This window comes from Planktothrix paucivesiculata PCC 9631, from assembly GCF_900009265.2.
In the GTDB taxonomy this organism is placed as follows: domain Bacteria; phylum Cyanobacteriota; class Cyanobacteriia; order Cyanobacteriales; family Microcoleaceae; genus Planktothrix; species Planktothrix paucivesiculata.
The window spans coordinates 334,907-361,050 of the sequence record NZ_LR734982.1 but is presented as its reverse complement, the minus strand read 5'-3'; the positions used below and the strand labels follow the sequence as shown (position 1 = coordinate 361,050).

Annotated in this window: 27 protein-coding genes; 18 read left to right on the top strand and 9 right to left on the bottom strand. The window is 40.8% G+C overall.

Annotated features, from left to right (window positions below; translation table 11 throughout):
- Positions 1-67 precede the first annotated feature (67 nt).
- From PL9631_RS01655 to PL9631_RS01645, 3 genes are all read left to right on the top strand, one after another.
- Positions 68-1,498, top strand: a complete 1,431-nt coding sequence (locus tag PL9631_RS01655) for a phosphoglucomutase/phosphomannomutase family protein (RefSeq protein WP_083616404.1) — start codon at positions 68-70, stop codon at positions 1,496-1,498.
- 200 nt (positions 1,499-1,698) lie between these two features.
- Entirely contained in the window at positions 1,699-2,298 is a 600-nt protein-coding gene (gene rdgB, locus PL9631_RS01650; RefSeq protein WP_083616299.1) for an RdgB/HAM1 family non-canonical purine NTP pyrophosphatase, read from the top strand.
- Between the two features lie 300 nt (positions 2,299-2,598).
- Complete coding sequence (locus PL9631_RS01645) at positions 2,599-3,756, top strand: L-lactate MFS transporter (protein WP_331281241.1); 1,158 nt, start codon at positions 2,599-2,601, stop codon at positions 3,754-3,756.
- Between the two features lie 50 nt (positions 3,757-3,806).
- Here the strand turns inward: PL9631_RS01645 and PL9631_RS01640 are convergent, their stop codons facing one another.
- Positions 3,807-4,145, bottom strand: a complete 339-nt coding sequence (locus tag PL9631_RS01640; RefSeq protein WP_083616296.1) for a P-II family nitrogen regulator — start codon at positions 4,143-4,145, stop codon at positions 3,807-3,809.
- A gap of 497 nt (positions 4,146-4,642) precedes the next feature.
- On the opposite strand from PL9631_RS01640, the gene ilvB reads away from it, so the two are divergent.
- Together ilvB and PL9631_RS01630 are read left to right on the top strand one after the other, a co-directional pair.
- Entirely contained in the window at positions 4,643-6,481 is a 1,839-nt protein-coding gene (ilvB, locus tag PL9631_RS01635) for a biosynthetic-type acetolactate synthase large subunit (protein WP_083616294.1), read from the top strand.
- Between the two features lie 128 nt (positions 6,482-6,609).
- Positions 6,610-8,013 (top strand): tetratricopeptide repeat protein, encoded by a 1,404-nt coding sequence (locus PL9631_RS01630; RefSeq protein ID WP_083616292.1) that lies wholly within the window; start codon positions 6,610-6,612, stop codon positions 8,011-8,013.
- 232 nt (positions 8,014-8,245) lie between these two features.
- Here PL9631_RS01630 and PL9631_RS01625 read toward each other — a convergent pair whose 3' ends face one another.
- The 3 genes from PL9631_RS01625 to PL9631_RS01615 all read right to left on the bottom strand — a co-directional run bounded on the left by PL9631_RS01625 (position 8,246) and on the right by PL9631_RS01615 (position 11,957).
- The gene (locus PL9631_RS01625) at positions 8,246-9,310 is read right to left on the bottom strand and encodes an SGNH/GDSL hydrolase family protein (protein ID WP_083616290.1); all 1,065 of its coding nucleotides are present in this window, start codon (positions 9,308-9,310) and stop codon (positions 8,246-8,248) included.
- 1 nt (position 9,311) lies between these two features.
- Positions 9,312-10,493, bottom strand: coding sequence for an alginate O-acetyltransferase AlgX-related protein (locus tag PL9631_RS01620; protein WP_156090408.1), 1,182 nt, complete (start codon positions 10,491-10,493; stop codon positions 9,312-9,314).
- Positions 10,494-10,628: 135 nt separating this feature from the next.
- On the bottom strand, positions 10,629-11,957 hold the full coding sequence (locus PL9631_RS01615) for a hemolysin family protein (RefSeq protein WP_083616286.1): 1,329 nt from the start codon (positions 11,955-11,957) through the stop codon (positions 10,629-10,631).
- A 133-nt stretch (positions 11,958-12,090) separates the two neighbouring features.
- On the opposite strand from PL9631_RS01615, the gene mfd reads away from it, so the two are divergent.
- The 11 genes from mfd (at position 12,091) to PL9631_RS01565 (ending at position 19,957) form a co-directional block, all read left to right on the top strand.
- Positions 12,091-15,606, top strand: a complete 3,516-nt coding sequence (mfd, locus tag PL9631_RS01610) for a transcription-repair coupling factor (RefSeq protein WP_083616284.1) — start codon at positions 12,091-12,093, stop codon at positions 15,604-15,606.
- Between the two features lie 55 nt (positions 15,607-15,661).
- Positions 15,662-15,913, top strand: a complete 252-nt coding sequence (locus PL9631_RS01605) for a DUF6737 family protein (protein WP_083616282.1) — start codon at positions 15,662-15,664, stop codon at positions 15,911-15,913.
- Positions 15,914-15,969: 56 nt separating this feature from the next.
- On the top strand, positions 15,970-16,191 hold the full coding sequence (locus PL9631_RS01600) for a type II toxin-antitoxin system HicA family toxin (protein WP_083616280.1): 222 nt from the start codon (positions 15,970-15,972) through the stop codon (positions 16,189-16,191).
- On the top strand, positions 16,191-16,418 hold the full coding sequence (locus tag PL9631_RS01595; protein WP_083616278.1) for a type II toxin-antitoxin system HicB family antitoxin: 228 nt from the start codon (positions 16,191-16,193) through the stop codon (positions 16,416-16,418). The genes PL9631_RS01600 and PL9631_RS01595 overlap by 1 nt, the downstream gene beginning before the upstream one ends.
- Positions 16,419-16,464: 46 nt before the next feature.
- Entirely contained in the window at positions 16,465-16,623 is a 159-nt protein-coding gene (locus PL9631_RS25970; protein ID WP_197046217.1) for a hypothetical protein, read from the top strand.
- A 39-nt stretch (positions 16,624-16,662) separates the two neighbouring features.
- Complete coding sequence (locus tag PL9631_RS01590; RefSeq protein ID WP_083616276.1) at positions 16,663-17,199, top strand: hypothetical protein; 537 nt, start codon at positions 16,663-16,665, stop codon at positions 17,197-17,199.
- Positions 17,200-17,509: 310 nt separating this feature from the next.
- A complete protein-coding gene (locus tag PL9631_RS01585) occupies positions 17,510-17,722 on the top strand; it encodes a type II toxin-antitoxin system VapB family antitoxin (RefSeq protein WP_083616275.1) in 213 nt (70 codons plus the stop codon).
- Positions 17,709-18,116 carry a type II toxin-antitoxin system VapC family toxin gene (gene vapC / locus PL9631_RS01580; RefSeq protein WP_083616274.1) on the top strand — a complete coding sequence of 136 codons (408 nt, stop codon included), beginning with the start codon at positions 17,709-17,711 and terminating at the stop codon, positions 18,114-18,116. Before PL9631_RS01585 ends, vapC begins: the two co-directional genes overlap by 14 nt.
- Positions 18,117-18,358: 242 nt before the next feature.
- On the top strand, positions 18,359-18,598 hold the full coding sequence (locus tag PL9631_RS01575; protein WP_083616273.1) for a hypothetical protein: 240 nt from the start codon (positions 18,359-18,361) through the stop codon (positions 18,596-18,598).
- Between the two features lie 73 nt (positions 18,599-18,671).
- Positions 18,672-18,803 carry a hypothetical protein gene (locus PL9631_RS26910; protein ID WP_269321673.1) on the top strand — a complete coding sequence of 44 codons (132 nt, stop codon included), beginning with the start codon at positions 18,672-18,674 and terminating at the stop codon, positions 18,801-18,803.
- Positions 18,804-19,288: 485 nt separating this feature from the next.
- A complete protein-coding gene (locus PL9631_RS01565; protein ID WP_083616272.1) occupies positions 19,289-19,957 on the top strand; it encodes a hypothetical protein in 669 nt (222 codons plus the stop codon).
- Positions 19,958-20,068: 111 nt separating this feature from the next.
- On the opposite strand, the gene PL9631_RS01560 is transcribed toward PL9631_RS01565, so the two are convergent.
- Together PL9631_RS01560 and clpS are read right to left on the bottom strand one after the other, a co-directional pair.
- The gene (locus tag PL9631_RS01560) at positions 20,069-20,275 is read right to left on the bottom strand and encodes a hypothetical protein (protein ID WP_083616271.1); all 207 of its coding nucleotides are present in this window, start codon (positions 20,273-20,275) and stop codon (positions 20,069-20,071) included.
- Positions 20,276-20,406: 131 nt separating this feature from the next.
- Positions 20,407-20,700: an ATP-dependent Clp protease adapter ClpS gene (gene clpS / locus PL9631_RS01555; protein WP_197046229.1), complete on the bottom strand. Its 294-nt coding sequence runs from the start codon at positions 20,698-20,700 to the stop codon at positions 20,407-20,409.
- Between the two features lie 234 nt (positions 20,701-20,934).
- Between clpS and PL9631_RS01550 the strand changes: the two genes are divergently transcribed.
- Together PL9631_RS01550 and PL9631_RS01545 are read left to right on the top strand one after the other, a co-directional pair.
- Positions 20,935-21,123, top strand: a complete 189-nt coding sequence (locus PL9631_RS01550) for a type II toxin-antitoxin system HicA family toxin (RefSeq protein WP_083616270.1) — start codon at positions 20,935-20,937, stop codon at positions 21,121-21,123.
- 11 nt (positions 21,124-21,134) lie between these two features.
- The gene (locus PL9631_RS01545) at positions 21,135-21,470 is read left to right on the top strand and encodes a type II toxin-antitoxin system HicB family antitoxin (RefSeq protein ID WP_083616269.1); all 336 of its coding nucleotides are present in this window, start codon (positions 21,135-21,137) and stop codon (positions 21,468-21,470) included.
- Here PL9631_RS01545 and PL9631_RS01540 read toward each other — a convergent pair.
- The 3 genes from PL9631_RS01540 to kaiC form a co-directional block, all read right to left on the bottom strand.
- Positions 21,441-23,591: a DNA-binding protein gene (locus PL9631_RS01540; protein ID WP_331281240.1), complete on the bottom strand. Its 2,151-nt coding sequence runs from the start codon at positions 23,589-23,591 to the stop codon at positions 21,441-21,443. The genes PL9631_RS01545 and PL9631_RS01540 overlap by 30 nt on opposite strands.
- 98 nt (positions 23,592-23,689) lie before the next feature.
- Complete coding sequence (locus PL9631_RS01535) at positions 23,690-24,490, bottom strand: tetratricopeptide repeat protein (protein WP_083616268.1); 801 nt, start codon at positions 24,488-24,490, stop codon at positions 23,690-23,692.
- Positions 24,491-24,546: 56 nt separating this feature from the next.
- Positions 24,547-26,109, bottom strand: coding sequence for a circadian clock protein KaiC (gene kaiC, locus PL9631_RS01530; RefSeq protein ID WP_083616267.1), 1,563 nt, complete (start codon positions 26,107-26,109; stop codon positions 24,547-24,549).
- Positions 26,110-26,144: the final 35 nt, after the last annotated feature.

The following is a 26,144-nucleotide window of genomic DNA, read 5'->3' as shown; positions in this document are numbered from 1 at the left end:
CGAAAAGCTATAATTCTTAATTCTTAATTCTTAGTTCTTAGTTCCCTTTTAACGTTGAAAATTCATGATCCCTCAACCCATTAAGTTTGGAACCGATGGCTGGCGCGGTGTAATTGCTGCGGACTTTACCTTTGAACGAGTGGCTTTAGTCGCCCCCATTGCTGCTCAAATTCTCTATCAAACCTACGGAGAAAGTACCCGAAGCCGGACAATTATTGTGGGCCATGATCGGCGTTTTTTAGCGGAGGAATTTGCCCAATGTGCGGCCGAAGCCATACAAGCTGCTGGCTTTGATGTCAAACTGAGTCAAACCTATGCTCCAACTCCGGCATTTTCGTTAATCGCCCATCAACAAAAGGCTTTAGGGGCGATTGTGTTAACGGCTAGTCATAACCCAGGAAAATATTTAGGTCTAAAAGTTAAAGGGGCTTTTGGCGGTTCGGTGGGGCCAGAAATCACCCAACAAATCGAAGCCTTATTAGATCAACCCCCAATTTTTGAGACTCCCCCCGGAACCTTAGAACGGTTTGATCCTTGGCCAAGTTATTGTGAAACTCTCCGTTCTAAGGTGGACATTGGGGCGATTCAAGCAGCCGTTAATCAAGGAAAATTAACGGTTTTTGCTGACGTCATGCACGGAGCAGCCACCGGAGGATTAACTCAATTATTGGGAGATAATATTCACGAAATTAATACCGATCGTGATCCTTATTTTGGCGGGGGCGCACCGGAACCTTTACCCCGTTATATTCCTAAATTGTTTGAACAATTAGAATCCCATCGCTTTTCTAATGGGGGTTTAGCCATTGGATTTGTGTTTGATGGGGATAGCGATCGCATTGCTGCTGTTGATCAAAAGGGTAATTTTCTCAGTTCTCAGATTTTAATTCCCGTATTAATTGAACATTTATCTACTCGTCGCGGATTTACGGGAGAAATTGTTAAAACTGTAAGTGGTTCTGATTTAATTCCTCGAATTGCTCAATTATTCAATTTATCTTTGTATGAAACGGCGATCGGTTATAAATATATTGCCGATCGGATGTTAACCACTGAAGTTTTAGTCGGGGGTGAAGAATCGGGGGGAGTGGGCTATGGAACCCATATTCCTGAACGGGATGCCTTGTTATCGGCTTTATATGTCTTAGAAGCGATGGTACAGTCGGGGGAAGATCCGACCCAAACCTATCAACGATTACAGGCACAAACGGGCTTTGATTCGGCCTATGATCGGATTGATTTACCTTTGGCGGGGATGGAGGTGCGATCGCGGCTGGTAGAACAACTCCAAACTCACCCCTTACAGGAAATTGCCGGACAGCCTGTGGTTGATTGTTTAACTGTGGATGGTTATAAATACCGTCTGGCCGATAGTCGTTGGTTATTAATTCGCTTTAGTGGGACAGAACCCGTTTTACGTCTCTATTGTGAAGCTCCCAACATAGACAAGGTTAACGAAACCCTGGCCTGGGCTAAGGATTGGGCAAATCAGTTTTAATTGGATGCCCCAGGGTGCGTGTATAGTCTCTCGCACGCACCTGTTATAGCGCTAGGGAACAGGGAACAGGGAACAGGGAACAGTAAGCTGCGAAATGGTTTCAGGATTTAGGAGTGTCCTAACAGTAATGCGTAGTGCTATAGCCCTGAAGGGCTTACTACGATAATATCTAATAATTAAATAATATCTAATAATTAAAAATGACCCAAAAAATATTAATTGTGGCAACCGGGAATCCAGGTAAACTTCAGGAAATACAGGCTTATTTGGAGGATTTAGAGATTGATTTGCAACTTAAACCCAAAGATTTAGAAATAGAAGAAACCGGGAAAACCTTTCTTGAAAATGCAGCCTTAAAAGCGTCCCAAGTCGCAGTCGCCACAGGAGAATGGGCGATCGCTGATGATTCAGGATTGGCTGTAGAAGCCTTAAACGGATCACCGGGACTGTATTCAGCCCGTTACGCTCCCACCGAAGCCGAAAGAATTATCCGACTGCTGAAGGAACTCGGAGATCACCCGAACCGCCGGGCCAAATTCATCTGTGCTGTGGCGATCGCCCGTCCCGATGGTTCCATTGCCCTAGAATATCAAGGAGTTTGTCAGGGAACAATCACACAGAAACCCCTGGGAACCGGGGGTTTTGGTTACGACCCAATTTTTTACGTTCCCGAAGTTGAGATGACCTTTGCCCAAATGCCCGCCACCTTAAAACATCAAATTTCCCACCGGGGTCAGGCTTTCCAATGGATTCTACCCCAACTGCAAACATTATTTGAGAGCGCAAATTATAGACAATAAAAACTTTGAATAGGACTACTTAGCAATCGTAAATAGGTTGTAACATTTCAATACTGACATCAAACAGCCACAAGTATTATCCAGTATTATCAAGTATAACCCATTACCCATTACCCATTACCCATTACCTGTTCCCTTGTGATCAGGAATTTGGAACACAACTCCATAGGATTGCTATTTTGTAGACTTGATGAAATTTTCATCTTTTCAGATATGAACATAACCAATAATCATGAAACAAAGACAAACATCCTGGGAGTACCGGCAGATCGAGGTAGATGGCTTTTAATACCTTTGGGGATGACTATTCTACTGTGCTTAGGTAGTGTCTATTCCTGGAGTATTTTTAGAACTCCCTTGGAAAAAGAACTGGGAATTAGTGCCAGTGCCAGCCTATTGCCATTCACATTTATTTTAGTTTTTTATGCGGCTACCATGCCGATAGCCGGTTTTTATATTCCTCGGATTGGTACTCGTGTGATGACCGCAGCCGGCGGGATGATCGTCGGTTTAGGTTATATTCTTTCTAGTTTTGCTACCAATGTGACAACGCTAGTCTTCACCTACGGAGTTATTGCTGGCATTGGGGTCGGTATTGCCTATGGTGTGCCGATGGTGGTAGTATCCCAGTGGTTTCCTGATAAAAAAGGATTGGCTGTAGGGTTGACGATTATTGGCTTTGGACTTTCCCCCTTAATCACCGCTCCCCTCGCCAACCAACTAATCAATATCTACACCGTTCGACCCACCCTACGGATTCTCGGTATTGCCTTTATATTGATCATTTTAGCCATTTCCTTGACTATGAAATTGCCACCCCAGGGCTGGCATCCTCGACCAAATATGGGAAATTCCACATCGATATCAGCCTCATCTTACCCTAAGAATTTGTTGCGGAGTCGCTCATTTTATGGACTGTGGACTTGCTATGTGATCGGCACTTTAGTGGGTTTGAGTGCGATCGGTATTTCTAGTACAGTCGGAGAGGAAATTATTAATATTGACCCGACCCTGGCGGCTAGTAGTGTTTCCTTATTCGCCCTATTTAATGGGGTAAGTCGTCCATTGTTCGGTTGGTTAGTTGATCGGTTTAAGCCTCACTATATTGCTATTTTGTCCTATGTGTTAATTTTAATCGCCTGTATATTAATGGTCAACGCCGAGACAGGACAAGTGGGTAACTACCTGATTGCCTTCTGTCTATTTTGGTTTTGTCTGGGCGGTTGGTTGGCCATGGCCCCCACTATCACCCTGGGTTTTTTTAATCCAGAACAATATGCTCAAAACTATGGGATTGTCTTTACAGCTTATGGGGTTGGTGCTTTGATTGGAACCTTGGCGACGGGTCGGATTCGAGATTTATTTGGCACATACACCTATGTGTTTTACCCGATGGCATTTTTGGCGATGATTGGCATTATTGTGGCTTGTTTTCTGCTGAAAAAAGAAAGATTTTGAATAAAAGTGGGATACGACAAAGCCGTATCCCCAGTTTTGTCAAAAAAAACTTAAATAGCTTCTAAGTCTTTTTCTCCAGTCCGAATTCGGATAATTTCCTCCACTGGAGAGATAAAGATCTTGCCGTCACCGATTTCCCCTGTACGAGCGGCAGTAATGACTTTATCCAAGACCATATCAACCTGACTATCTTCGACAACGATTTCAACTTTGAGTTTTTGTAGGAACTCAACAGTGTACTCAGAACCCCGGTAACGTTCCGTTTGACCCTTCTGACGTCCAAAACCTCTGACTTCAGAAACCGTCATCCCCACAATACCTGCATTGACCAGGGCGATTTTAACCTCATCAAGCTTAAAAGGCCGAATAATTGCTTCTATCTTCTTCAAGATCCTCACTCCTCAAGTTAAGTATTTCTTGTAGTCGTCACTTAGCATTCTATCTTTTGATATCACCGCCGAGAGACAATTATTTGTAAAATATGCTACAATTTATCCCCTAAATGGAATCAGGGTTGACTCAGCCTAACATCTTGATCTCAAATTGATCCGATCTGACTAGAGAACAAGGGAAAAGCGCGGAACTCGCCCCAAATCCACCAGAGATTCTACCATACTTTGAAAAGTTAAGATGAGGGTTTAAGAATTGATAGATGGACTCCCTAGAAAATCTATCTAAATTTCCCGGAAAAATCCCAACACCCTTAACAATTTCATTGATATTGTAAAGTCTTGTTAAAAGTGGCAGTCTCTCGGGCCTGAGAGCTTGGTAACTTTTAAAATAAAAAAACTATCTACGGGCGGGTTAATCAAAATCAAATTTTAGTGTCAATACACTAATTGAAAAACCCACCCCAGTCAACTTAAACACAGTTCGAGGAATTACTGTGCAACTAAAAACTAAAATAGCTGCAAAACGGGCAACGGGTGCTTACGCACTGATGGACAGTTTGAAACGCCATGGCGTCAAACACATTTTCGGATATCCCGGTGGAGCAATTTTGCCCATTTATGATGAACTCTACCGCTTTGAAGCCACGGGGGATTTAAAACATATCCTGGTGCGTCATGAACAAGGAGCCGCCCATGCCGCCGATGGTTACGCCCGGGCAACGGGTCTAGTCGGGGTCTGTTTTGGGACTTCTGGCCCTGGAGCCACCAACTTAGTGACGGGCATTGCTACGGCCCAAATGGACTCGATTCCGATGGTGGTGATTACCGGACAGGTGCCCCGGTCGTCTATTGGGACGGATGCCTTCCAGGAAACGGATATCTATGGGATCACCCTGCCGATTGTCAAACACTCCTATGTGGTGCGTGACCCGAAAGAGATGGCTCGAATTATTGCCGAGGCGTTCCATATTGCCAGTAGTGGACGTCCTGGCCCGGTATTAGTTGATATTCCTAAAGATGTAGGTTTAGAAGAATTTGATTATATTCCCGTTAATCCTGGGGAAGTCACCTTACCCGGATATCGGCCAACGGTGAAAGGAAATAGCCGCCAAATTAATCAAGCCATTAAATTAATTCGGCAAGCCGAAAAACCATTACTCTATGTGGGAGGCGGAGCAATTGCGGCCGGAGCCCACCGGGAAATCCAAGAATTAGCCGAACTGTTTAATCTGCCCGTGACCACAACCCTGATGGGTAAGGGCGTGTTTAATGAAACCCATCCCCTATCGGTGGGAATGTTGGGAATGCACGGCACGGCCTATGCTAATTTTGCGGTGACGGAATGCGATTTGTTAATTGCCGTGGGCGCCCGTTTTGATGACCGGGTGACGGGGAAACTTGATGAATTTGCCGCCCGTGCCAAGGTGATCCATATTGATATTGATCCGGCGGAAGTTGGGAAAAATCGCGCCCCGGAAGTTCCCATTGTTGGGGATGTTAGACAGGTGTTAGTAGATTTATTGCGTCGATGTCAGGAAACGGTCGGAGCAACGGAAACCCAGCAAAAAACGGCCCAATGGTTACAACGAATTCAACGCTGGCGGGAAGATTATCCCCTGGTTGTGCCGATTTATCAGGATTCTCTGTCGCCCCAAGAGGTAATCGATACTTTGGGGAAAATGGCTCCCGATGCTTATTTCACAACGGATGTGGGACAACACCAAATGTGGGCGGCTCAATTCCTGAAAAATGGCCCGCGACGATGGATTTCCAGCGCCGGGTTAGGGACAATGGGTTATGGAATGCCGGCAGCCATGGGCGCAAAAACGGCCCTCCCCCATGAACAGGTGATCTGTGTGGCTGGGGATGCCAGTATTCAGATGAATATTCAGGAGTTAGGAACTCTGGCTGAATATGGGATTAATGTTAAAACCGTGATTATCAACAATGGTTGGCAAGGCATGGTGCGTCAGTGGCAAGAAACCTTCTATGGCGAGCGTTATTCTTCTTCTGATATGCAGGCGGGAATGCCTGACTTTGTGATGTTAGCCCAGGCCTACGGGGTCAAGGGGATGCAAGTCACCCGCCGGGAGGACTTGAAGGATGCGATCGCCGAAATGTTGGCTTTTGAGGGCCCGGTATTAATGGATGTGCAGGTGAAACGGGATGAAAACTGCTATCCGATGGTCGCTCCCGGTAAGAGCAATGCTCAAATGATTGGTTTACCCGAGCGGACAAAGTTAGAAACCATTGAGTTAGTTTATTGCAACAATTGTGGCGCAAAAAATGTGGGCAGTAATAATTTCTGTCCTGAGTGTGGCACTAAATTGTAATTTAACCGGATTTTAGGTAAGTAGCAACCCCGGATAGGGGTTGTTTTTTATTGATTTGATGGAGAAACACAAAGGCACTAAGACACGAAGAAGATTATAATTTTTGAGATGAACAGGAATTTGAGTCTATGAGTCCTAATGATGAATCGCGATCGGAACTTACCCTTGAATATTATATTAATTCAGGTCGGCAATATTATCAACAGCAAAACTGGGAAGCGGCGATTAATAATTATTTAAAAGCCTTAGAATTACAGCCGAATTTTTTCTGGACTTACTATGGGCTAGGCTATAGTTATTTTCAAGATGGTCAATGGGAAAATGCGATCGCGAATTACCTAAAAGCTATAGAATTAAAGCCGGATTTAATTGATTGTTACCAGAATTTAGGCTATGCTTATATTAAATTAGGTCAATGGCATCAAGCCTTAAACTATTATAATCAATTATTAACTTTTGAAGGGGCTATTCTCTATCCTCCCCATAACTATTTGCGAGAGATGTTAATTCAATGGCAAAGTATTAATTTCTCGGAGATCAGTCATAATTCAGATCGGAAAATTATCAAGATTTTTCAAGCTGACCCAGGGTTATATAGTATGCTTAATTGTTTATCTTCTGGGTATCAAAAACAGGTTTTTTCCCGAATTCAAGAACAGGGAATTGAGGTTACAGAAGATCAAATGGAAGCCGATATTATTATTTCTCAATATTTGGTTATTTTAGAAAGTTTTGCCCGTCAATATAAACAGCAAAAAAAATACTTGTTATATACGGAAGAACCCCGTTTTGATCTTAATTTCGAGTCTAAAGTTAATCTGGAAGGCGTGGAAATTAATATTATGAATATTTATACAGGAGATGTTTTTATTAATAATTATCATCTCTGTATTTGGCGGGGAAATCTATTTGGTCAACCCTTGCAATTCTTCACCGACGAGGATTTTGGACGACCCAAACATCGGAAAATCGCGGCTTTGATGTCAAAACATCCGATAGCTGGATTTGCAACTTTAGTCCGGGGGGGAAAAAGTATTGATTTATATAATTTGCGGAATCAAATTGCTTTAGAAGGTCATCAATTAGGGAAAATTGATATTTATGGAAAGGGTTGGGAAACCGGAATAACTGTGGAAAATTCTAGGGATGGGGACTGGACAAATCGCAAGTTTCAAATTCTCGAAGATTATCATTTTAATCTGTGTTTTGAGAATACCATCGCCCCCTATTATTGTACGGAAAAAATTTGGGATGCCATTATTGCAGGATGTTTACCAATTTATTATGGGGGAAAAGATGCAACTATTTATCAAGATTTTTCTGCCAATAGTTTTTTAGACTATTCTGATTTTTCCTGTCCTGGGGAGTTATTTCAATATATCGAAAATATGACTTTTTTAGAATATAAACAACGCTTGAATTTATGTATTGAGACGTTTAACCGTGTCGGGGTACTTCTCCGAAATCATGATTTTTATATTCCTCAACGGGCGGATAATTTAGCTGAAAAAATTAGAAGTATTGTTTTTTAAAACTCAGTCATCGTTGTTGTGCTTTAGCACTTCCTAATCGTTGTGCTTTAGCACTTCCTAATCAGAGTCCTCACCAGTCTAACAACCCGATAACGGAGGATTCTTGTAAAGAATTGAAACGTTTACTTGTGCATGGAGACAAGGGGACTGAAACAATAAAATACGGAGGCCCTAAAGAGCCTACTACATTGCATAATCTGAAAGATAAATCTGTGAAATCCGCGAAATCTATTTAATCAGCGATCGCTTTTAGATGTTGACTAATTAATTCCGCCGCCAAACTATTTCCGGCGATATTCCAGTGAGTATCATTGGGTTTATAGAGGCGAGTTATTTTAGAAGCGGCGACAAAACTCGGTAATAAATCCAAATAATCAATATTAGCCTGTTGTAAACGTTCTGTTAACATTCGGTTAGGAAGTTCAAAATCCAATAAATTCGGATCATTAGGATCAAAAGCTGTTTTTACTTGCTGTTGAAATTGTGAATTAACTTGAACTTCATCAGGAATAATCACAATTGTTAAAGGGATATTTTGAGAATCGGCAATTTCTTTAATTTTAATTAAATCCTGCATCGCATCTTCTAAAAAACCTTTAAAGATATCATCCGGGGGATTTCGTACAAACATATTACTTTTGCTAACCGTATCTTGCAGATATTTAGGACTATCAATGCTCGGTTGGTTATCGTCATATTTAAGCACCGGGTTGATGAATGTACCTTGATAATGGCTTTGAAGTTTAATTAAAGATTTAATTAGAGCAATAACATAGGAATTTTCCTCTTTTCTCAGGTGGGCGGTCATAGAATTATCTAAAAAATCATTGCCCATATAGAAGGATAAAACAATTCGGTCTGGATTTAATTTTAATCCTTCATTCACTAAAAGATATAAATAATCCTTTGGCCCCATACCGGGAATTCCCATATTAATCACTTCAGTTTTTTTACCGGATTTATTTAATTTTTTTTCTAAAAGCGTTAAATAATTATATTGATAGGGAACAACACCATAGGCGAAGGAATCTCCTATCCCTAAAATTCGGTGGGTTTCCGCAGGTTTTTCTACGGTAAATTCTAAATCTTTAAAACCTTGGGAATTTAACTTAAAATCATAGTCGGGGGCGTTGGCTTTTCCTCGAAAACGGTTATAGGAAGAATCATAAAAAACAAAACTAGGATTAATTTTATTATAAATTCTCAGGGTTATTTCGGACATGACAAACGTAATTAAAGCGATTAATGCAGTTTGTCCGAGAATTTGAGTAAAAGCTTTCAGTTTGATTTTTTGCATTTTAAATTTTATTGGAAGAAGGGGGAAAAAGTTTAAAAAATTGATTAGTTTTGGGGATTAAATTCTCAAATAATATTTCCGCAGCCAGTTGATTTCCGGCTGAATTCCAGTGAGGTTCTTGTAACAAGTATAAGGGACGTTGTTTTTGTTCAGCTTGAAACCGGGGGCGGAAATCTATATAACTAATTTGTTGGGATTGCAGATGGGGAATTAAAATATTCTGCATACAGTTTGGGTCATATTTTGATAAATTTAAGTCATGTTTTTCCTGAATTTGATTTAATAAATTAGGATTGACTTGAAACTCATCGGGATATATGGCAACAATAAACTGAGTATTTTGTTGTTTTAACAGCCGATTCATTTCGTCAATACTTTGGAGAATGTAATTGATATTACCATTCCAAACCCCTTTTTGCAAATCTTGACGTTTACAAAAGTCTAAGCGGGTCTTTTCCGTCGCTAGAAAGGTTTCTAGGGATAAAATACCGGGGGATTTTTCCGGTTCAGCCGGATTAATCACAAATTGTACTTGATAGGGTGAAATTGATTGTTTTTGAGCTTTTTGGGCTTCCTGAAATACTTTATATTTTTGTTTAATAAAGAGTAACAAACGAGATTGATTAATAATCGGATAACCGAATAATTTTAACTCCTTGCGTTTATCAATATCAATATAAATATCATTAACAATAATCCGTTTGCGGTTAGGTTTAGCATCAATAAAATCATTACCAACAAAAAAACCTAATATGACTAAATCAGGACGATATTCTAGGGCATATTTTTTTAACAGGGCTAATTGTTCCCCCGTGTGGGTTCCGGGGTATCCAGTATTAATCACTTCAACTTGAGAATTTTGATAATATTGGGCAAATTTCTGTTCTAATAAAGCGGTATAGTTTCCTTCTTTTCCCCCCGCCCAATTAAAGGAATCACTCAGAATTAAAATTCGATATTTCCCCGGTTCTTTTTGTAGGGGATAATCTCGATCATTAAACCCAAATTGATTATTTCCATTGGCGTAGGGACGAATTTTAAACCCTAAATCGGGATCATATTGATACAGTCCTTGGGATAACTGGGGTTCGAGGACAATCATTAATATTTCCACTAAAAATAATGGTACAATTGTCCAACAGAACAATAATAGCAAGATTTTAGATAGGGATTTTTTCATCATAAATAATCTAAAACTACAGCATAAAAGATTGATTTAACCACAAAGACACAAAGAAATTTTAAACACTAACCTGCTTTTGGTTATAGCGATCGCAAATTTCCAAAATTCTAGCTTAATGAAGAGAATAATTTTTTTTCAAGGTTCAATAAGCTGATTATTTTTATTCAGAGCCGGAGGCACAATTAATACTTTATCAACGCGGTTGCCATCCATATCCATCACTTCTATGCGTAAATTTTGCCATTCAAAATGGTCAGCAGCAGCCGGAATCCGCCCTAACTGAGTAATCACAAATCCCCCGACGGTGTGATAGTTTCCTTCTGATTCTTCTAATAAATTTTCTAAATCAAATAAATCAAAAAATTCTTCGACGGGCAACATTCCATCTAACAACCAAGATCCATCTTCTCGTTGCACTTTCTGGGGTTCTTCGGGATTATCCCAGGAGGGCATATCACCGACTAATTCCATGAGAATATCATTTAAAGTTACTAATCCTTGAATTACGCCATATTCATCAACAACGACAGCAAAATGGGTTTCTCCCTGTTTAAATAATTCTAAAATTTTTAAAACAGAAGTGGTTTCAGGAATAAATAACGGACGACGTAAACTTGTAGTTAAATCTAAGGGATTACCGGATAGGGATTGAGTTAATAAATCCGAGACTTTAATAAACCCTAAAACATGATCTAAATCTTCCTGACAAACTAGAATCCGAGTGTAAGCATTTTGGGCAATACTCTGACGATTTTCTTCGGCAGAATCATCAATATCAATCCAAAAAATCTCAGGGCGAGGTGTCATTAAACTTCTGACTTGGCGATCGCCCAATTCAAACACCCGTCCCACAATACTTTGTTCCGCTTCCTCCACAATTCCTGATCTAGTTCCCTGCTCAATCATAATCTTAATTTCTTCTTCGGTAACTTCCGGTTCCGTCGAGGCATGACTCCCCAAAAGCCTTAAAATTAATTCCGTAGACAGACTTAATAAATGAACAACGGGGGAACTAAAATTAGATAACCAACGCATGGGAATTGAAACGCTAGTTGCGATAGATTCAGGCGCATTCAGGGCTAACCTTTTAGGAACTAATTCCCCAATAATTAATGATAAATAGGTAATAATGATCACAACAATTGTAAAACTAATGGCATTGCTGTGGGGAACTAAAATCGGAATTTTATTCAGTTGGATGGCTAATCGGGCTGAAATTGCCGCCCCTCCAAAAGCACCTGCTAAAATGCCAATTAGGGTAATTCCCACTTGCACCGTTGAGAGTAAACTATTGGGAGAGTTGGCTAATTCCAAAGCCACTTTTGCTTTTTTATTTCCTCGATTGGCTGACTGTTGTAAGCGAACTTTGCGCGCAGAAAGAATCGCAATTTCTGACATCGCAAACACGCCATTGGCGACAATCAGCAGGAAAACGATTAAAATTTCTTGGAAGACAGATGACATTTTGGGGTCAGAATATAAAGATCAAAGACTAGAATAACTGATCCTATCAAGATCTAATTATCCTATCGGATTTTCAAAGAATTGCTTAAAATATTAAAACGACTGCATTCCCTGTCCCCTGTTCCCTGCCAATATGACATTTTCTTCTATCGTGCGTGCATTGGGGCGATCGCCCTTAACGGCTGAACTCCTAACCAAACTGAATAAATCCCAGTCCCTCTACCTCAATGGTCTGTCTCGCATTCCCAAGGGGTTAGTCGCTTCTACCTTGGCTCAGGAGTCGGGATTAAATCTGTTGGTGGTGACGGCGACCCTAGAGGAAGCGGGACGGTGGGCTGCCCAATTGGAGGCGATGGGATGGGCCACGGTTCAGTTTTACCCCACTTCCGAGGCGTCCCCCTACGAGTCGGTGACTTCTGAGGAGATGACCTGGGGACAAATGCAGGTCTTAGCGGAGTTGGCGGGACGGTTGCAGACGCCTTCGGATGTCCCGATGGCAATTGTGGCCACAGAAAGGAGCTTACAGCCCCATTTACCCCCGGTGTCGGCTTTTCAACCCTATTGTTTAAAACTATATCGGGGGATGACTTCAGCCGGAAAAACCCTCGATGAACAGTTTGCCAAGTTAGGCTATGAGCGGGTATCCTTGGTGGAAACCGAGGGCCAATGGAGTCGGCGGGGGGATATTGTGGATATTTTTCCGGTGGCCTCGGAATTACCCGTGCGTTTAGAATGGTTTGGGGATGAGTTAGAACAAATTCGAGAACTAGATCCCAGCACCCAAAGATCCTTAGATAAAATTGAAAATCTAATTCTTACCCCGACGAATTTTGATGTGATTATTCAAGGGAATTTAGCCGATGCTGAAACCTTAATTTCCCAAATTATTCCCTCCATCCCTAAACCGGAATTTCAACTCGATAATAATAACTATAAACCCCCTAAATCCTATCATTCTTTATTAGGATTAGCTTTTGAAAAACCCGCTTGTTTATTAGACTATTTAACCGATACGACTTTAATTGTGATTGATGAAATTGATCAATGTTGTGCCCATAGCGATCGCTGGTTAGAACATATTCAAGAACAATGGCAAGCCTTACCCGAAAAGCCTCCTAAAATTCATCGTCCGTTTACCGAATCTTTGCAACAAATTCAATCCTTTGATAAACTCTATTTATCAGAATTGGGGGATTATCAACCTAGTTTAGTTAATATTACTAATGTTCCTAGTTTAAACCTATCTTCCCGTCCAGTTCCCGCCACACCCCATCAATTTGCTAAACTGGCAGAGTTAATTCGATCTGAGCGACAACGATATTTTTCTATATTTATTGTTTCCGCCCAACCCAGTCGATCGGTTGCCCTATTATCAGAACATGATTGCCCCTCAAAATTCATTCCTAACCCCCGAGATTACCCCGCCATTGATAGCTTAATTAAAAATACCCCCGTTGCCTTAAAATATACCGGACTTGCCGAATTAGAAGGGTTTATTTTACCCACCTTTCGGTTAGTTTTAATTACCGACCGAGAATTTTATGGGCAGCATTCCCTCGCCACCCATGGTTATATTAGAAAACGACGGCGGGCGGCATCCAAACAGGTTGACCTGAATAAACTCCGTCCGGGGGATTTTGTGGTTCATCGTCAACATGGGGTAGGGCGATTTATTAAATTGGAAAGCCTAGTTATTAATAACGAAACTAGGGAATATTTGGTCTTACAATATGACGATGGCACGTTACGAGTTGCCGCCGATCAAGTGGGCAGTTTATCGCGATTTAGAAGTACCGGGGGTAAGGTTCCCCAACTGAATAAACTCACCGGACAGGCTTGGGAAAAAACCAAGGAAAAAGTCAAAAAAACCTTAAAGAAATTAGCCGTAGATCTATTAAAATTATACGCCCAACGCGCCCAACAAACGGGCTATGCTTTCCCCCCGGATATGCCTTGGCAACAGGAACTAGAAGACTCCTTTTCCTATCAACCAACCCCCGATCAAATTAAATCCACCCAAGACGTGAAAAGGGATATGGAAAGCGATCGGCCGATGGATCGGTTAGTTTGTGGGGATGTGGGATTTGGCAAAACAGAAGTCGCAATTCGGGCTATTTTTAAAGCCGTTACTGCTGGAAAACAGGTGGCATTATTAGCCCCGACCACAATTTTAACCCAACAACATTATCATACCTTAAAAGAACGATTTTCTCCCTATCCCATAGAAGTGGCTTTAATTAATCGTTTTCGCAGCAATTCGGAAAAACAAGAGATATTAAAACGGTTAGCAACGGGGGAAATTGATATCATTGTTGGCACTCAATCTTTACTGGGAAAAGGAGTACATTTTAAGGATTTAGGGTTATTAGTTGTCGATGAAGAACAACGTTTTGGAGTGAATCAAAAGGAAAAAATCAAGACCTTAAAAACCCATGTTGATGTCTTAACTTTAACCGCTACTCCCATTCCTCGCACCTTATATATGGCATTATCTGGTATTCGAGAAATGAGTTTAATTACTACTCCTCCGCCTTCCCGTCGCCCGATTCAAACCCATTTATCTCCTTTGAATTTAGAAATTATTAGAACGGCAATTCGTCAGGAATTAGATCGGGGGGGACAGGTGTTTTATGTTGTGCCTAGAATTGAAGGAATTGAAGAAAAATCTGCTCAAATTCGAGAGATGATTCCCGGGGTGAGATTAGCGATCGCCCACGGACAAATAGACGCCTCCGAATTAGAATCAATTATGTTAACCTTTAGTTCTGGGGAAGCGGATGTTTTAGTCTGTACAACCATTATTGAATCGGGGTTAGATATTCCTAGAGTTAACACGATTTTAGTTGAAGACTCCCATCGTTTCGGATTAGGTCAACTCTATCAATTACGGGGTCGGGTCGGACGTTCTGGAGTGCAAGCCCACGCCTGGTTATTCTATCCGACAACAGCCGACGGACGGGTTAATTTAACTGATGATGCTCGGAAAAGATTGAGAGCAATTCAAGAATTTGCTCAGTTAGGATCGGGCTATCAATTAGCCATGAGAGATTTAGAAATTAGGGGCGCAGGAGATATTTTAGGGGCCGAACAATCGGGTCAAATGGATGTGGTCGGGTTCGATCTTTATAGTGAAATGTTACAAGAAGCGATTCAAGAAGTCCGAGGTCAAGAAATTCCCCAGGTTGATGATACTCAAATTGATTTGAGTTTAACTGCCTTTATTCCTTCCGATTATATACCGGATTTAGATCAAAAAATGAGTGCCTATCGGTCAGTGGCGGCTTGTCAAAGTCGGGATGAATTATCTCGAATTGAGGAAGATTGGTGCGATCGCTATGGCCCAGTTCCCACCCCAGCGCGTCAATTAATTAGAATTATGGAACTCAAACAAATTGCTAAGAAATTAGGCTTTTCTCGTATTAAACCCGACGGGAAACAACATATTTTATTAGAAACCCCCATGGAAGAACCCGCCTGGAATTTATTAAAAGCCAATTTATCGGAAAGTTTACATACTCGGTTTGTGTATAGTAAAGGTAAAGTTACGGTGAGGGGATTAGCGGTATTGAGTGCGGATAAACAGTTAGAATCTTTAGTCAGTTGGTTAGCTCAAATGCAAACCGCTTTACCGGAAAATTCTACGGTTTAGATAATCTAAATTCCCTATTCCCTGTGCTCTGTTCCCTATTCCCTAATTACTTACAATGACAGATCAAACACCGATTGAAACCCCAACCTTTAACCCCTGGAATTATAAACCCTGGTGGTGTCAACCTTGGTCAATTCTATTAACTGGAATTACATTAATTTCCGGGAGTTGGTTGTTATTTAAAACCCTGTGGATTACAATTTTAGTCGCTATTCCTTTGTTGGCTTGGATGGGATTTTTTGTATTAATCTGGCCGAAGTTAATGGCGGAGGTTTATTCTCAGGAATATTTAAGCAATAAGGAATAAGTTATTAATGAGGTTAAAAATACAATCATCTATGAATCAAGAATATCATATAAACCATGCCCAAGAAAATTCGAGAGCTTAAAAACTTATTGGAAAAAGCAGGGTTTGTTTATCGTTCCGGAAAAGGAAGTCATACACGATGGATTCATCCTTTAATGCCCAGCGAACCAATTACCATTTCCGGAAAAGATGGTAATGATGCTAAAGTCTATCAAGAAAAAGAAGTTTACAAAAAACTAGATCTGTTAAAAAAAATTCAAGAAAAGGAGTCAGAATAATGAAATTACCTTATACAATTGTTATTCTCTGGTCTGATGAAGATAATTGTTATTTAGTTCACCTTCCTGAATTTCCAACTCAACAATTTTATACCCATGGAGAAACATACGAAGAAGCGTTAAAAAATGCTCAAGAAGTGTTAGAACTATTGATAGAAGACTATCAAGCCGAAGGAAAACCGTTACCCAGTTCTAAAACGACAAAACAAACTTTTCAGTTAGCTTAAAGAATAAGAATAATATGATAATTATCGGAATCGAAAATATGTATTTATGGGCAGAAAACGCGATCTGAGACAGGTTGATGCGATCGCTAGAGAGTTTAGAATGGGAGACGAATTAAGGATTGCTTTTGGTTTATTCCTTGAGGAAGAAAAGAAAAATGGTTATGGTGGAACTTTAAACCTTAGAGGCGATTTTACTTATGAATAACTCCGCCAGAAAGCTCAAGAATTTTTAGAGGATCTTTAAATGGCTATTCAAACATCTATTGCTAATCAGAAGCCAGATATCGAGCAAATTATTTCAGTCATTACTAAACCGATGCTCACAGAAATTTGTCATCAGGTTATATTTAGTTATGGGGATGAATTACGGCTAGATTTCGGTGAGATGTCTGCTTATACTCACCCAAAATTAGCACATCTACGCAAAGGTAGTTGGCAATTTGGCACAAGGGCAACACCTTGGGTTTTCAAGCAAGGCGATCAAATCTTAACTTATTCCTTGCCAGTAAATATAGATGCAGAAATAGATCAGATAGAAATAGATGCTGTCAAAAAAGTTTTGCAGCAATTGGAAAATAAAGAATTGATTGATTTTGTAATTGATGCTGGTAATATTAGTCTCACCCTATTTTTTGAGAGTTATTATAAACTTATTTTAGAGCCAGATTTGCAAGATAATTCTGGACTTGCCTATTGGGAATTGTTCATGCCAACTGAACAAATTTTGACGGTTGGGCCTGGATTTTTTTGGGAATGTAAATCAATTCACGAACGTTATTGATATTAAATTAAAGTGAGGATGGGGTGTTTTTCCCCAGAACAGAAACCGGGTTTCTTAATTTAATCTTGGGTAAGCCACAAAAATTGTCGCAGAAACCGGGTTTCTTATGTAGATTTTGAGGTCGGTGAGGTTGCGGGGCGATGCCCTCAGTGGATTTGGGACAGTGGTGTTTTTTAACGAGTTGCAGGTACGGCGGCGGGGTGATCGCGGTTATCGAATTTGCTGCTGTCGATGGGGAGGAGTTGGGCGAGGTTAACACTTGGGGTGTCGCTATGGCATAATTATTAAAGAACTTAATTAGCCATTAACCATGATCACTAATGTTGAAATTAACGAAGAACTGGTTAAGGAAGCCTTGCGGTTAACCCAGTTAAAAACAGAAAAAGAACTGATTGATTTTGCATTGCAAGAGTTAATTCGTACCCGAAAAAAACGTAATTTACTAGATTTAAGCGGACAAATTCAATTTTCAACTGACTACGACCACAAAACCTTGCGGTCAAACCGAAATGTTTCTGATTGATACTTCTGTTTGGATCAGTGTTTTTCGCGACAAGACAGGTGCAGTACGTCGATCGCTCGAAGCAATTATTAACAATGAAAGTATCTTTTTGAGCCGATTTACTCAGATGGAACTTTTGCAAGGTTGTCGAGACGATCGCGAGTGGACGCTATTAGAAACTTATCTTCAAGCTCAAGACTATATCGAGGCAACTGCCGATACTTGGATTGCTGCTGCCCGAATTTATTACGATTTGCAACGACAGGGATTAACGGTTAGAAGTAGTATCGACTGCTGCATTGCCCAATTAGCGATCGAATACCAACTCACTCTAGTTCATAACGATCGCGATTTTGAAACAATTCAGAGAGTGCGATCACTGCCCAACTGCCGCCCACACTGGCAAATTGGCTAACAGAAACCTTTGGTTTGGAAGCGAGTCCATTGCGAGATTTGAAACTTCGGGATGCTCAAGATAGTTTGAATCAGGTGGGGGGCGATACCCTCTGTGGATTTGGGGCGGCGGGGTTATCGCGGTGATCGAATTTGCTGCGATCAACGCAGAGGAGTTGGAGGGTTTGGTGGAGGTTGGTTTCGGTGAGTTGGGGCGTTGCTATGGCATGATTAAAAGTAGGTCAGTACCGTGAGGTTTTGTAAATGATGAGGTTTAATGATGTAGTCGAGGTAATTAAAGGTCTTTCTACGGATGAAAAGCAGGAAATTCAACTATTGTTGAACCAATACATCCGTGAAGAACGCCGTGATGAGATATATGATAACTTCAAGTTAGCGCAGGTCGAACAGCAAAAAGGGGAATTGAAGTTTTCTTCAAATATTAACGAACTAAGACAATTAATAGAGGAACATGGAGGTAGTCAAAATGTTGAGTATAGATGAAACCCAAAAACTATAGCAACCCTTAGCTAATAAATTAATCATTCCCCAGGATGAAGTAGATTATCAACGGCTTGTGGAATGGCTCGATCAACTGATTGATGAAGTTGGCGAAAACGAAGAACATCCCCTCGCCTCACTCATGGATATTCTCGGTATTTTAATCGAGCATTATGAAAATGAGCATATTCCTGAACTTCAAGACTGAAGTTAATTTTGGGTTTTCCCAAACCAGCGCCAGATAAACAATTCAACTTCTTCTAGCTCAAAGGGCTGGTTGCGAAACACATCAAACCCCGAAAAGGCATTCTTATCCGCTTCTGGTGACATTCACCCGACAAGTCTCCACCACCCGCGCCACCTGCACCCAGCCCCCAGAAACCCGGTTTCTGTCATAGTTTTCCTTTCCTACCCCCGTCTGCCAAATTGGCAACATAGTCTAGTTGAACTGGGTTTTAATGATTTTAGATAGCCAGATTTATTGACATCTACTTACTTACCCAGCGCATAGGATAGCATTCAGAGGGCTTTAACAGGCACTTATAAAGGAAGAATCTGTTTGGGAACACTTAGCAGGGATGCTTCACAAAGTTCAGCAGCACCCCTTTTGAAGCAGGAGAACATTTGCAAAATACTGTTCAGGTGATTGACAATTAGGTAATGAATTGTTAGTAGTTAAGGAGTAACAATAAGATGTTTATTTTAGCAGAAGCTACGTTTTGGGATTGGTTAAAAGAAACTCCCATACCTTTGCTTTTTGGTGTTATTTTGACACCGGCTGGCTTGGTACTAATATTAACTGGCTTTGGTATCATTAGACTAACAGAATGGATTGATATTAAACGAGGATGGGAAACTGTAGTTGTAGGAGTTATATTTTTGGCTATAGGAATTTTTTTATTAAATATCACACCTACACCTACACCTACACCTACACCTATATCCACATCTGCATCCACACTTATCCCCACAGATAGAGTTCAAATAATTGAGCCAAAAGACAACAGTTTTTTTGATAATCAACAAGGTGAAATTGATTTAAAAGTGGCATTTTTAAGGCCAAAAAAAGACGAATATTTATGGATAGTTAATAATCCAGGAGGGACAAAGGATTGGTATCCTCAATGCAACTTAGAGGATCGTGAATGCGGCACACCGATTAAAGAAGATGTTTGGTTATATAAGTATTGGATAAAAAAGGAGCTAGGCATTCATCAGATTAATATTGTTTCAGCAAATAAAAGTGCTAATTTAGCTTTTAAAAATTATCGTTCCCAAGCACTTTCAACAGGTGACTGGCCAGCAATACCTCTGCCTGATGGGGCTTATCCCTTAACCAAGGTGACAATTATTGTCGAATGAATCTGCCCTAGGAAGTAAACGAACCTATCTTAAACTCACCCGTTGAATCCTCACAATACTGGCTGATCTGAGAAGGCTATCAACCAGTATTACGATAAGAAAGACGACTAGCTATTGTTTAACCCCAATCTCTGTTAAACTTGCATTAATGGTTGGTAAATATTCTAATTCAAAAGCTCTATAGGCACGGTCATTAGTTTTTAATTGCTCGACAAAATGAGCGTATATTCTGGAAAATAAACCTGTTTGTAGTTGATCATCACGGGCAGCAGAATCATGGAAAAAGGATCTATGACCATATTTATTGCAATTAAGCATAATTTAGAGATGGTGCGTGCGCTGTGCTTACGCACCCTACTTGCGCTGAATGTAGGGGCGGGTTCGAGTTGATTTTTGTGATAATTATTAACCTGAATAAACCCGCCCTTTCCCGTGAATTTTAATCAACATTAAGCCTTTTCTAAAGGTGCCATGGTTAACCCTTCTCGACTTAATTGTTGATGATATAATTCCGCCTGTTCTTGGGGGCCAACCCATACCGTCGCTTGACCTTCATAATGGATTTGATTAGTTAATTGCCACGCGCTATCGGCTGTCATCCCGGGAATATATTTCATCAAACAATGACTAACGTGTTCAAAGGTATTAAAATCATCATTTAAGACAATGACTTTATAATTGGGATAGGTTTGATTAACAGTTTGACGAGAGCGAGTTGGTGCAACAGTAGGTGAACTTGCCATCCCTCGAATAGATGCTAAAATTCCCGTATTCATATCAATAACCCTAATTTCAAACACAATACAAATTAAACAATAATTTTTTATACTCTCAACCCAAACCTGAATAATTGAGGTTTTTGGCATTGATTTAAAATCATTATACCTTAAAATGAGTATTTTGGTTGTCAATTGGTTAGAAATGATTTTAACGACTGGTGATGATCCAGATGCAGTTGCTAATTGAGAAAATGATACATGGAGAGTAGAAAAATTATCAAGAAATTACAACAAGATGGATGGTATCAAGTCGGTGTTACTGGCAGTCATTATCCTTTTAAACATCCTGTAAAATTGGGTAAAGTTACTGTACCCCATCCGAAAAGGGATATTCCGATTCAAACCTTAAAGAGTATTGAAAAACAAGCTGGAATTAAATTAACATAAAGGAGAAAAAAATGACTTATTATATTGCTACTGTTCATAAAGATACTGACAGTGATTATGGAGTACAGTTTTATGATTTTCCGGGTTGTATTACTGCCGAAGAAACGATAGAAGCCACACAAATTATAGCTCAAGAAGCCTTAATAGGTCATATTAATTTAATGGTTGCTGATGGAGATGAAATTCCAGTTCCTAGTTCCCTAGAAACAATTTTAAGCGATAGTGATCATCAAGATGCGATCGCATTTTTAGTGATTCATATTCCCGATAAAATTTTCAATAGAATTAACACTTCGACTAACAAACAACAACAACCCTTAAAGCTTGCCAAAAGCTCCCCAAATTAAACCCGAAACCATCCCCCAAACACTGCCAATTCCAGCCGATACAATAATGGAACCCATTAATAAAGAAGTTGTACCTGTCGTTCCAGAAGTATCCAAAAAATTAGCAAAACTTGTTGCGGCTAAAACCCCCAAACCCGCCCCAGAAATTGCCCCTAAAAAATTACCCCAAATTGCCCCAATAAAAGCCCCCCTTCGTCCTGATAAATTCAGGGATAAAGGCAAACTCGGAGCACCTCCCACGGTTCCAAATATCCCTCCCGCTATAGTTCCACCAATAGTCCCCACACCTGCGGCTACAATCGCTGTCGCCATTATTCTGAGGGCTATTTCCGATGAATTTGAGGTTGAACTAATATTAGAATTCATCTGTTCAAATTGTTGCCAACCCACAGCTAAAATTCCTAAACAAACTCCCCCTAAAGTTCCTAAATATGACCCCCAAACTCCCCCCACAAATGCCCCTCGTCTTCCCCACAACCGTCCAATATGAGGTAAAGATAAAGGAGGTTTAAATAAATGCCAAACCGCACCCCAAACCATCCCCATTAGCCCTCCCCACATTAAACTTTGACCAATTAGGGGTTCCCGTTCCACGACGCCAAAAATGAATCCGGCAATCACCGCCGCCACAAAAATACCCGACCAGCCCCCCACAATTAACGCTACTACTCGGTTTAATCCCCCGGGCGGAGGGAGATAAACACTAATCAGCATTCCTATAAATGCCCCCCACATTGCCCCCACCATTAACCCGCCAATAATCGCTTCTTTCCCTTGGACAAATGCAATAATTAGGGCAATAATTGCCGATAAAACCGACGTTCCCCATAGTCCTCCTAAGAAAACTCCTTCAAATACATTCCCGAATAAAGTTTGCAGATAAAAATTAGGAGTCTGGGGAAAAACTAAGGTTTTTTTAGCCGTTTGTTGAGCAAAAATAGGACGGTTTGACGGTGTGAATAAAGGACGATTATTAACCGGAATAGGTTTATTATTTAAAACTCGTTTACGTTTGCGTTTGAGGGGTTGTAAATTTTGTTTTTGTTTAACGGCTAGACGGGAGGGAAACGGGTCACGCCCCCCTAATTTTTCCGTGCGATCGCACCAAGGACAAGAGCTTAAATGATTGCCATAACGATGTTCTGATTGTTGGTTGCAGGTAATTAAATTAGCTTCGGCTTCTTTTAATACTATTAACCAAGTTTTAGCATCGGGTCTGGCTTGGGGATTTTTGTATCCCATTTCAAAACATTGAATAAATAATTGTTGTAATTTTGGGTACAAAATTTCAAAAGGAGGAGCATAGGGCATGGGTTGATAGGGAACCTGTTTTGTCCCATAGACAAAATGACCCGCCCGCACCCGAGACTCAATAGCTGGAGGGTCGCCACTGCCCTGATAAACCCCGGAAAAGGGGTGAGTTCCCTCCATCAATAATAAAAATATTAATACCGCCAGTCCAAACCGATCCTGTTCTGGGGTACGGTTTAAGTCCCGAAAGGCTTGTCCCTGGAGTTCTGGAGGGGTAAATTCGGCTTTTCCCACCGGACAGCGATAAATTAACCCAGTATCAGGATCTCGAACTTGAAAGGAGTCCGTATCCACCAGGGTTACTAAAGCCGTATCACTAACTAAAATATTAGATTCATTGACGTCACCAATAATATATCCACTACTATGTAAATCGGCGACGGAAGCAACTAAATTACGAGCAGTACGATGGAGATATAAATAGTTAAATAAAGGCTTTTGTTCCCGACGACTTTTGGGAGTATAAAAAATATGAATAGGGGTAGCTTTATGCACCCGTGGCATTAAATAACCGACAATTTGGCGTTTAGGGTCGGCGGTATGGAGCAGGTCAACGGGCCAAGCGATCGCCGTCATGTCCGGGGAAACCATCGCCGTTGCTGGGGGATAGTTATACATGACGGTGAGTTTCTCGGCGTCTTCGTCGTTGGGTTTATGGTAGATTTTGGCAACTAAATTCGGATCTTCTAATATGGCATAGATGCGTCCTTCCCCCCCACTTCCTAGAGGAGTGTGGGTATCAAGAGTGATGGTTTGTCCGTTGAATTGGCGTTGCAGCCGCATAGCAAGTTTGGGGTTGAACCGTTGCACCTATGGAATCGTACTCCCAGCATAGCGCGTTGGGGAAGTTCGTTGTTGGGCTGAGGCCCCCTGGAAGAATGGGCTAAAGCCCAACAACTTTATCAAGTTTATTTTAAATTTAGAAAATTGTTTAAGGCGGTGACTAATTTTGGCGGCCACCGTCTAACATTTTTCACCCAATCAATATTTTTATATCGAGCATCGAGTCCTACCACCGCTACCCAATTACTTTCTGCTTCTCCGGGTTTGCCAATATCCCATAAACAGGCAGTTAAGGCGGCTCGCATATCGGCAAAATTAGGATATTTCCGCACTAGATTTTTCATGGTTTTTAGGGCTGTTTCAGTTTCTCCTAATTGATATAATGTTAGGGCATAATTCCCGCGAGCAAAGGAATAGTTTTTATCTAAATCACTAGCGGTTTTATAGTCTAAAAGGGCGGCTTCCCAGTTTTCTAATCCGGCTTCCGCATTACCTCGATTATTATAAGCAATGGCATCATCGGGGTTAATTGCTAATACCTGATTATAGTCGGCGATCGCTTTTTCCCACTCTCCTAAACCTTCATAAGCCACTCCTCGGTTTAAATAGGAATCGGGAAAAATCGGAGCTAATTCTATCGATTGATTATAGTCGGAAATCGCCTGCTCTAGTTTATTTTGACTCACCCTAACATTGCCTCGGTTACTCCACATCGCCGGATTTTCAGGATATCGATCAATAATTTCAGTCCAGTAGATTTCAGCTTGGGGAAACTGACCCTTTTGAGTGGCGGTAAACGCTTGCTCAAGCAGAGTATCCAAAGCGGAAGATAGGGATTGATTTTCCGCCAATAGGGGGGCCGCATTTCCCCAGGTGAAAATCAGAATACTGAACAATAGGGTTAGATTTTGGAGAAACCAACGCATTTTAGGTATTAACTCAAATAAGTTAAATCAATCAGAATACTTAATAGCTTAACCCATTATTCATCCAAATCAATTTTCCCTTGAACTCCTTGAATAATCCGAGATAATTCACTCTTTTCATTAACAACAATACGACTGGGAGAACCACTGATAATCCGTTCATAATCCCGGAAAGAATCCGTAATTACAGGGCCATGATCACTAATAATATATTCTCTAATGCCTTTATCGTGCCAGGAACCTCGCATTTTGAACACATTCAAAGCCCGGCACATTTCCCCGCGAATTTCCACATATTGCAGCATCAAAATCGTATCAGTAATCGTGGAAATATGGGAATCGGTAATAGAATTAGATCCCATAAATTGATCCGTTGTATTCGTGAAAAATCCTGTAATTTCCTCCTGTTTCGCATAACCAGTCACGCCAATCACAAATTGACGAAAGGCGTTATTATTCACCCCTCGGGATAAAGCCGATAAGGAATCAATCGCAATTCGATCAGGTTTAAACTCGGAAATTTCCGATTTGATAATTTGTAAATGATCCTCTAATCCAGTAGATTCAGGATAACTACATAAAATTTTGAGTAACCCTTTTCTTTCCATTTCTTCAAAATCAATTCCCCAGGAATTCGCATTTCTGAATAATTGAGATCGGGATTCTTCATAAGCAAATAACAGTGATCGTTGACCATTTCTCCAGGCATTTTCTAGGAAAATACTGACTAATAAAGTTTTACCGGTTCCCGTCGCTCCAGTCGCCAGAATAATTGAATCCTTGAAGAACCCACCCCCACACATTTTATCGAGGGTTGTATTTCCAGAAGAAACCCGAACATTAGACGAGCGTTGGGTAAGTCGCATCGCTCCCAGGGGAAAGATACTAATGCCATTATTAGTAATCGTAAAGGGATATTCCCCTTTCATGTGGGTGGTTCCCCGCAATTTCAGAATTTCCGCCGTGCGTCGTCGCCGTTCTCCTTCTAAAACGTTTCTCAAAATCACCACATTATCGGAGACAAATTCTTCCACCCCAAACCGAGCCACCGGGCCATATTCAGCCTCTCGTTCCGTGGTCATAATCGTAGTGGCTCCCACCTGTTTGAGTCGCGCCACCAGTCGAAAAATTTCCCGTCTCACCACTCCAGCACCATCATATTGTTGAAAGACGGCTGTTACTGAATCAATTGATACTCGTCTAGCTTTATATTTACGAATAGCATATTGAATCCGCTCAATTAATGCAGATAGGTCAAAATTTCCGACAATATCTTGTCCCTCTGGGTCGGGAGAAGCATCTAAGATAAATAGCTTACCTTCATCAATTAATTTTTGCAGATCCCATCCAAAACTAGAGGCGTTTTTAATAATATCCGTAGGTGATTCTTCAAAGGTAATAAAAATGCCTGGTTCATCAAAATAAATAATGCCATTGTAGAGAAAATGAACAGCAAATAGGGTTTTTCCTGTACCTGAAGTTCCGCTCACTAGAGTGGCTCTAGCAATAGGCATTCCCCCATGACTAATATCATCGAACCCTTCTATCATGGTGCGAATTTTTTGCACCCCGGTTAGTTTGCGTTCACTGCCTTTGGTGTCCTGAGAACTTTCAGTCATAAATTTTAATTTTAAAAGATGTAGCAGGTGATCGA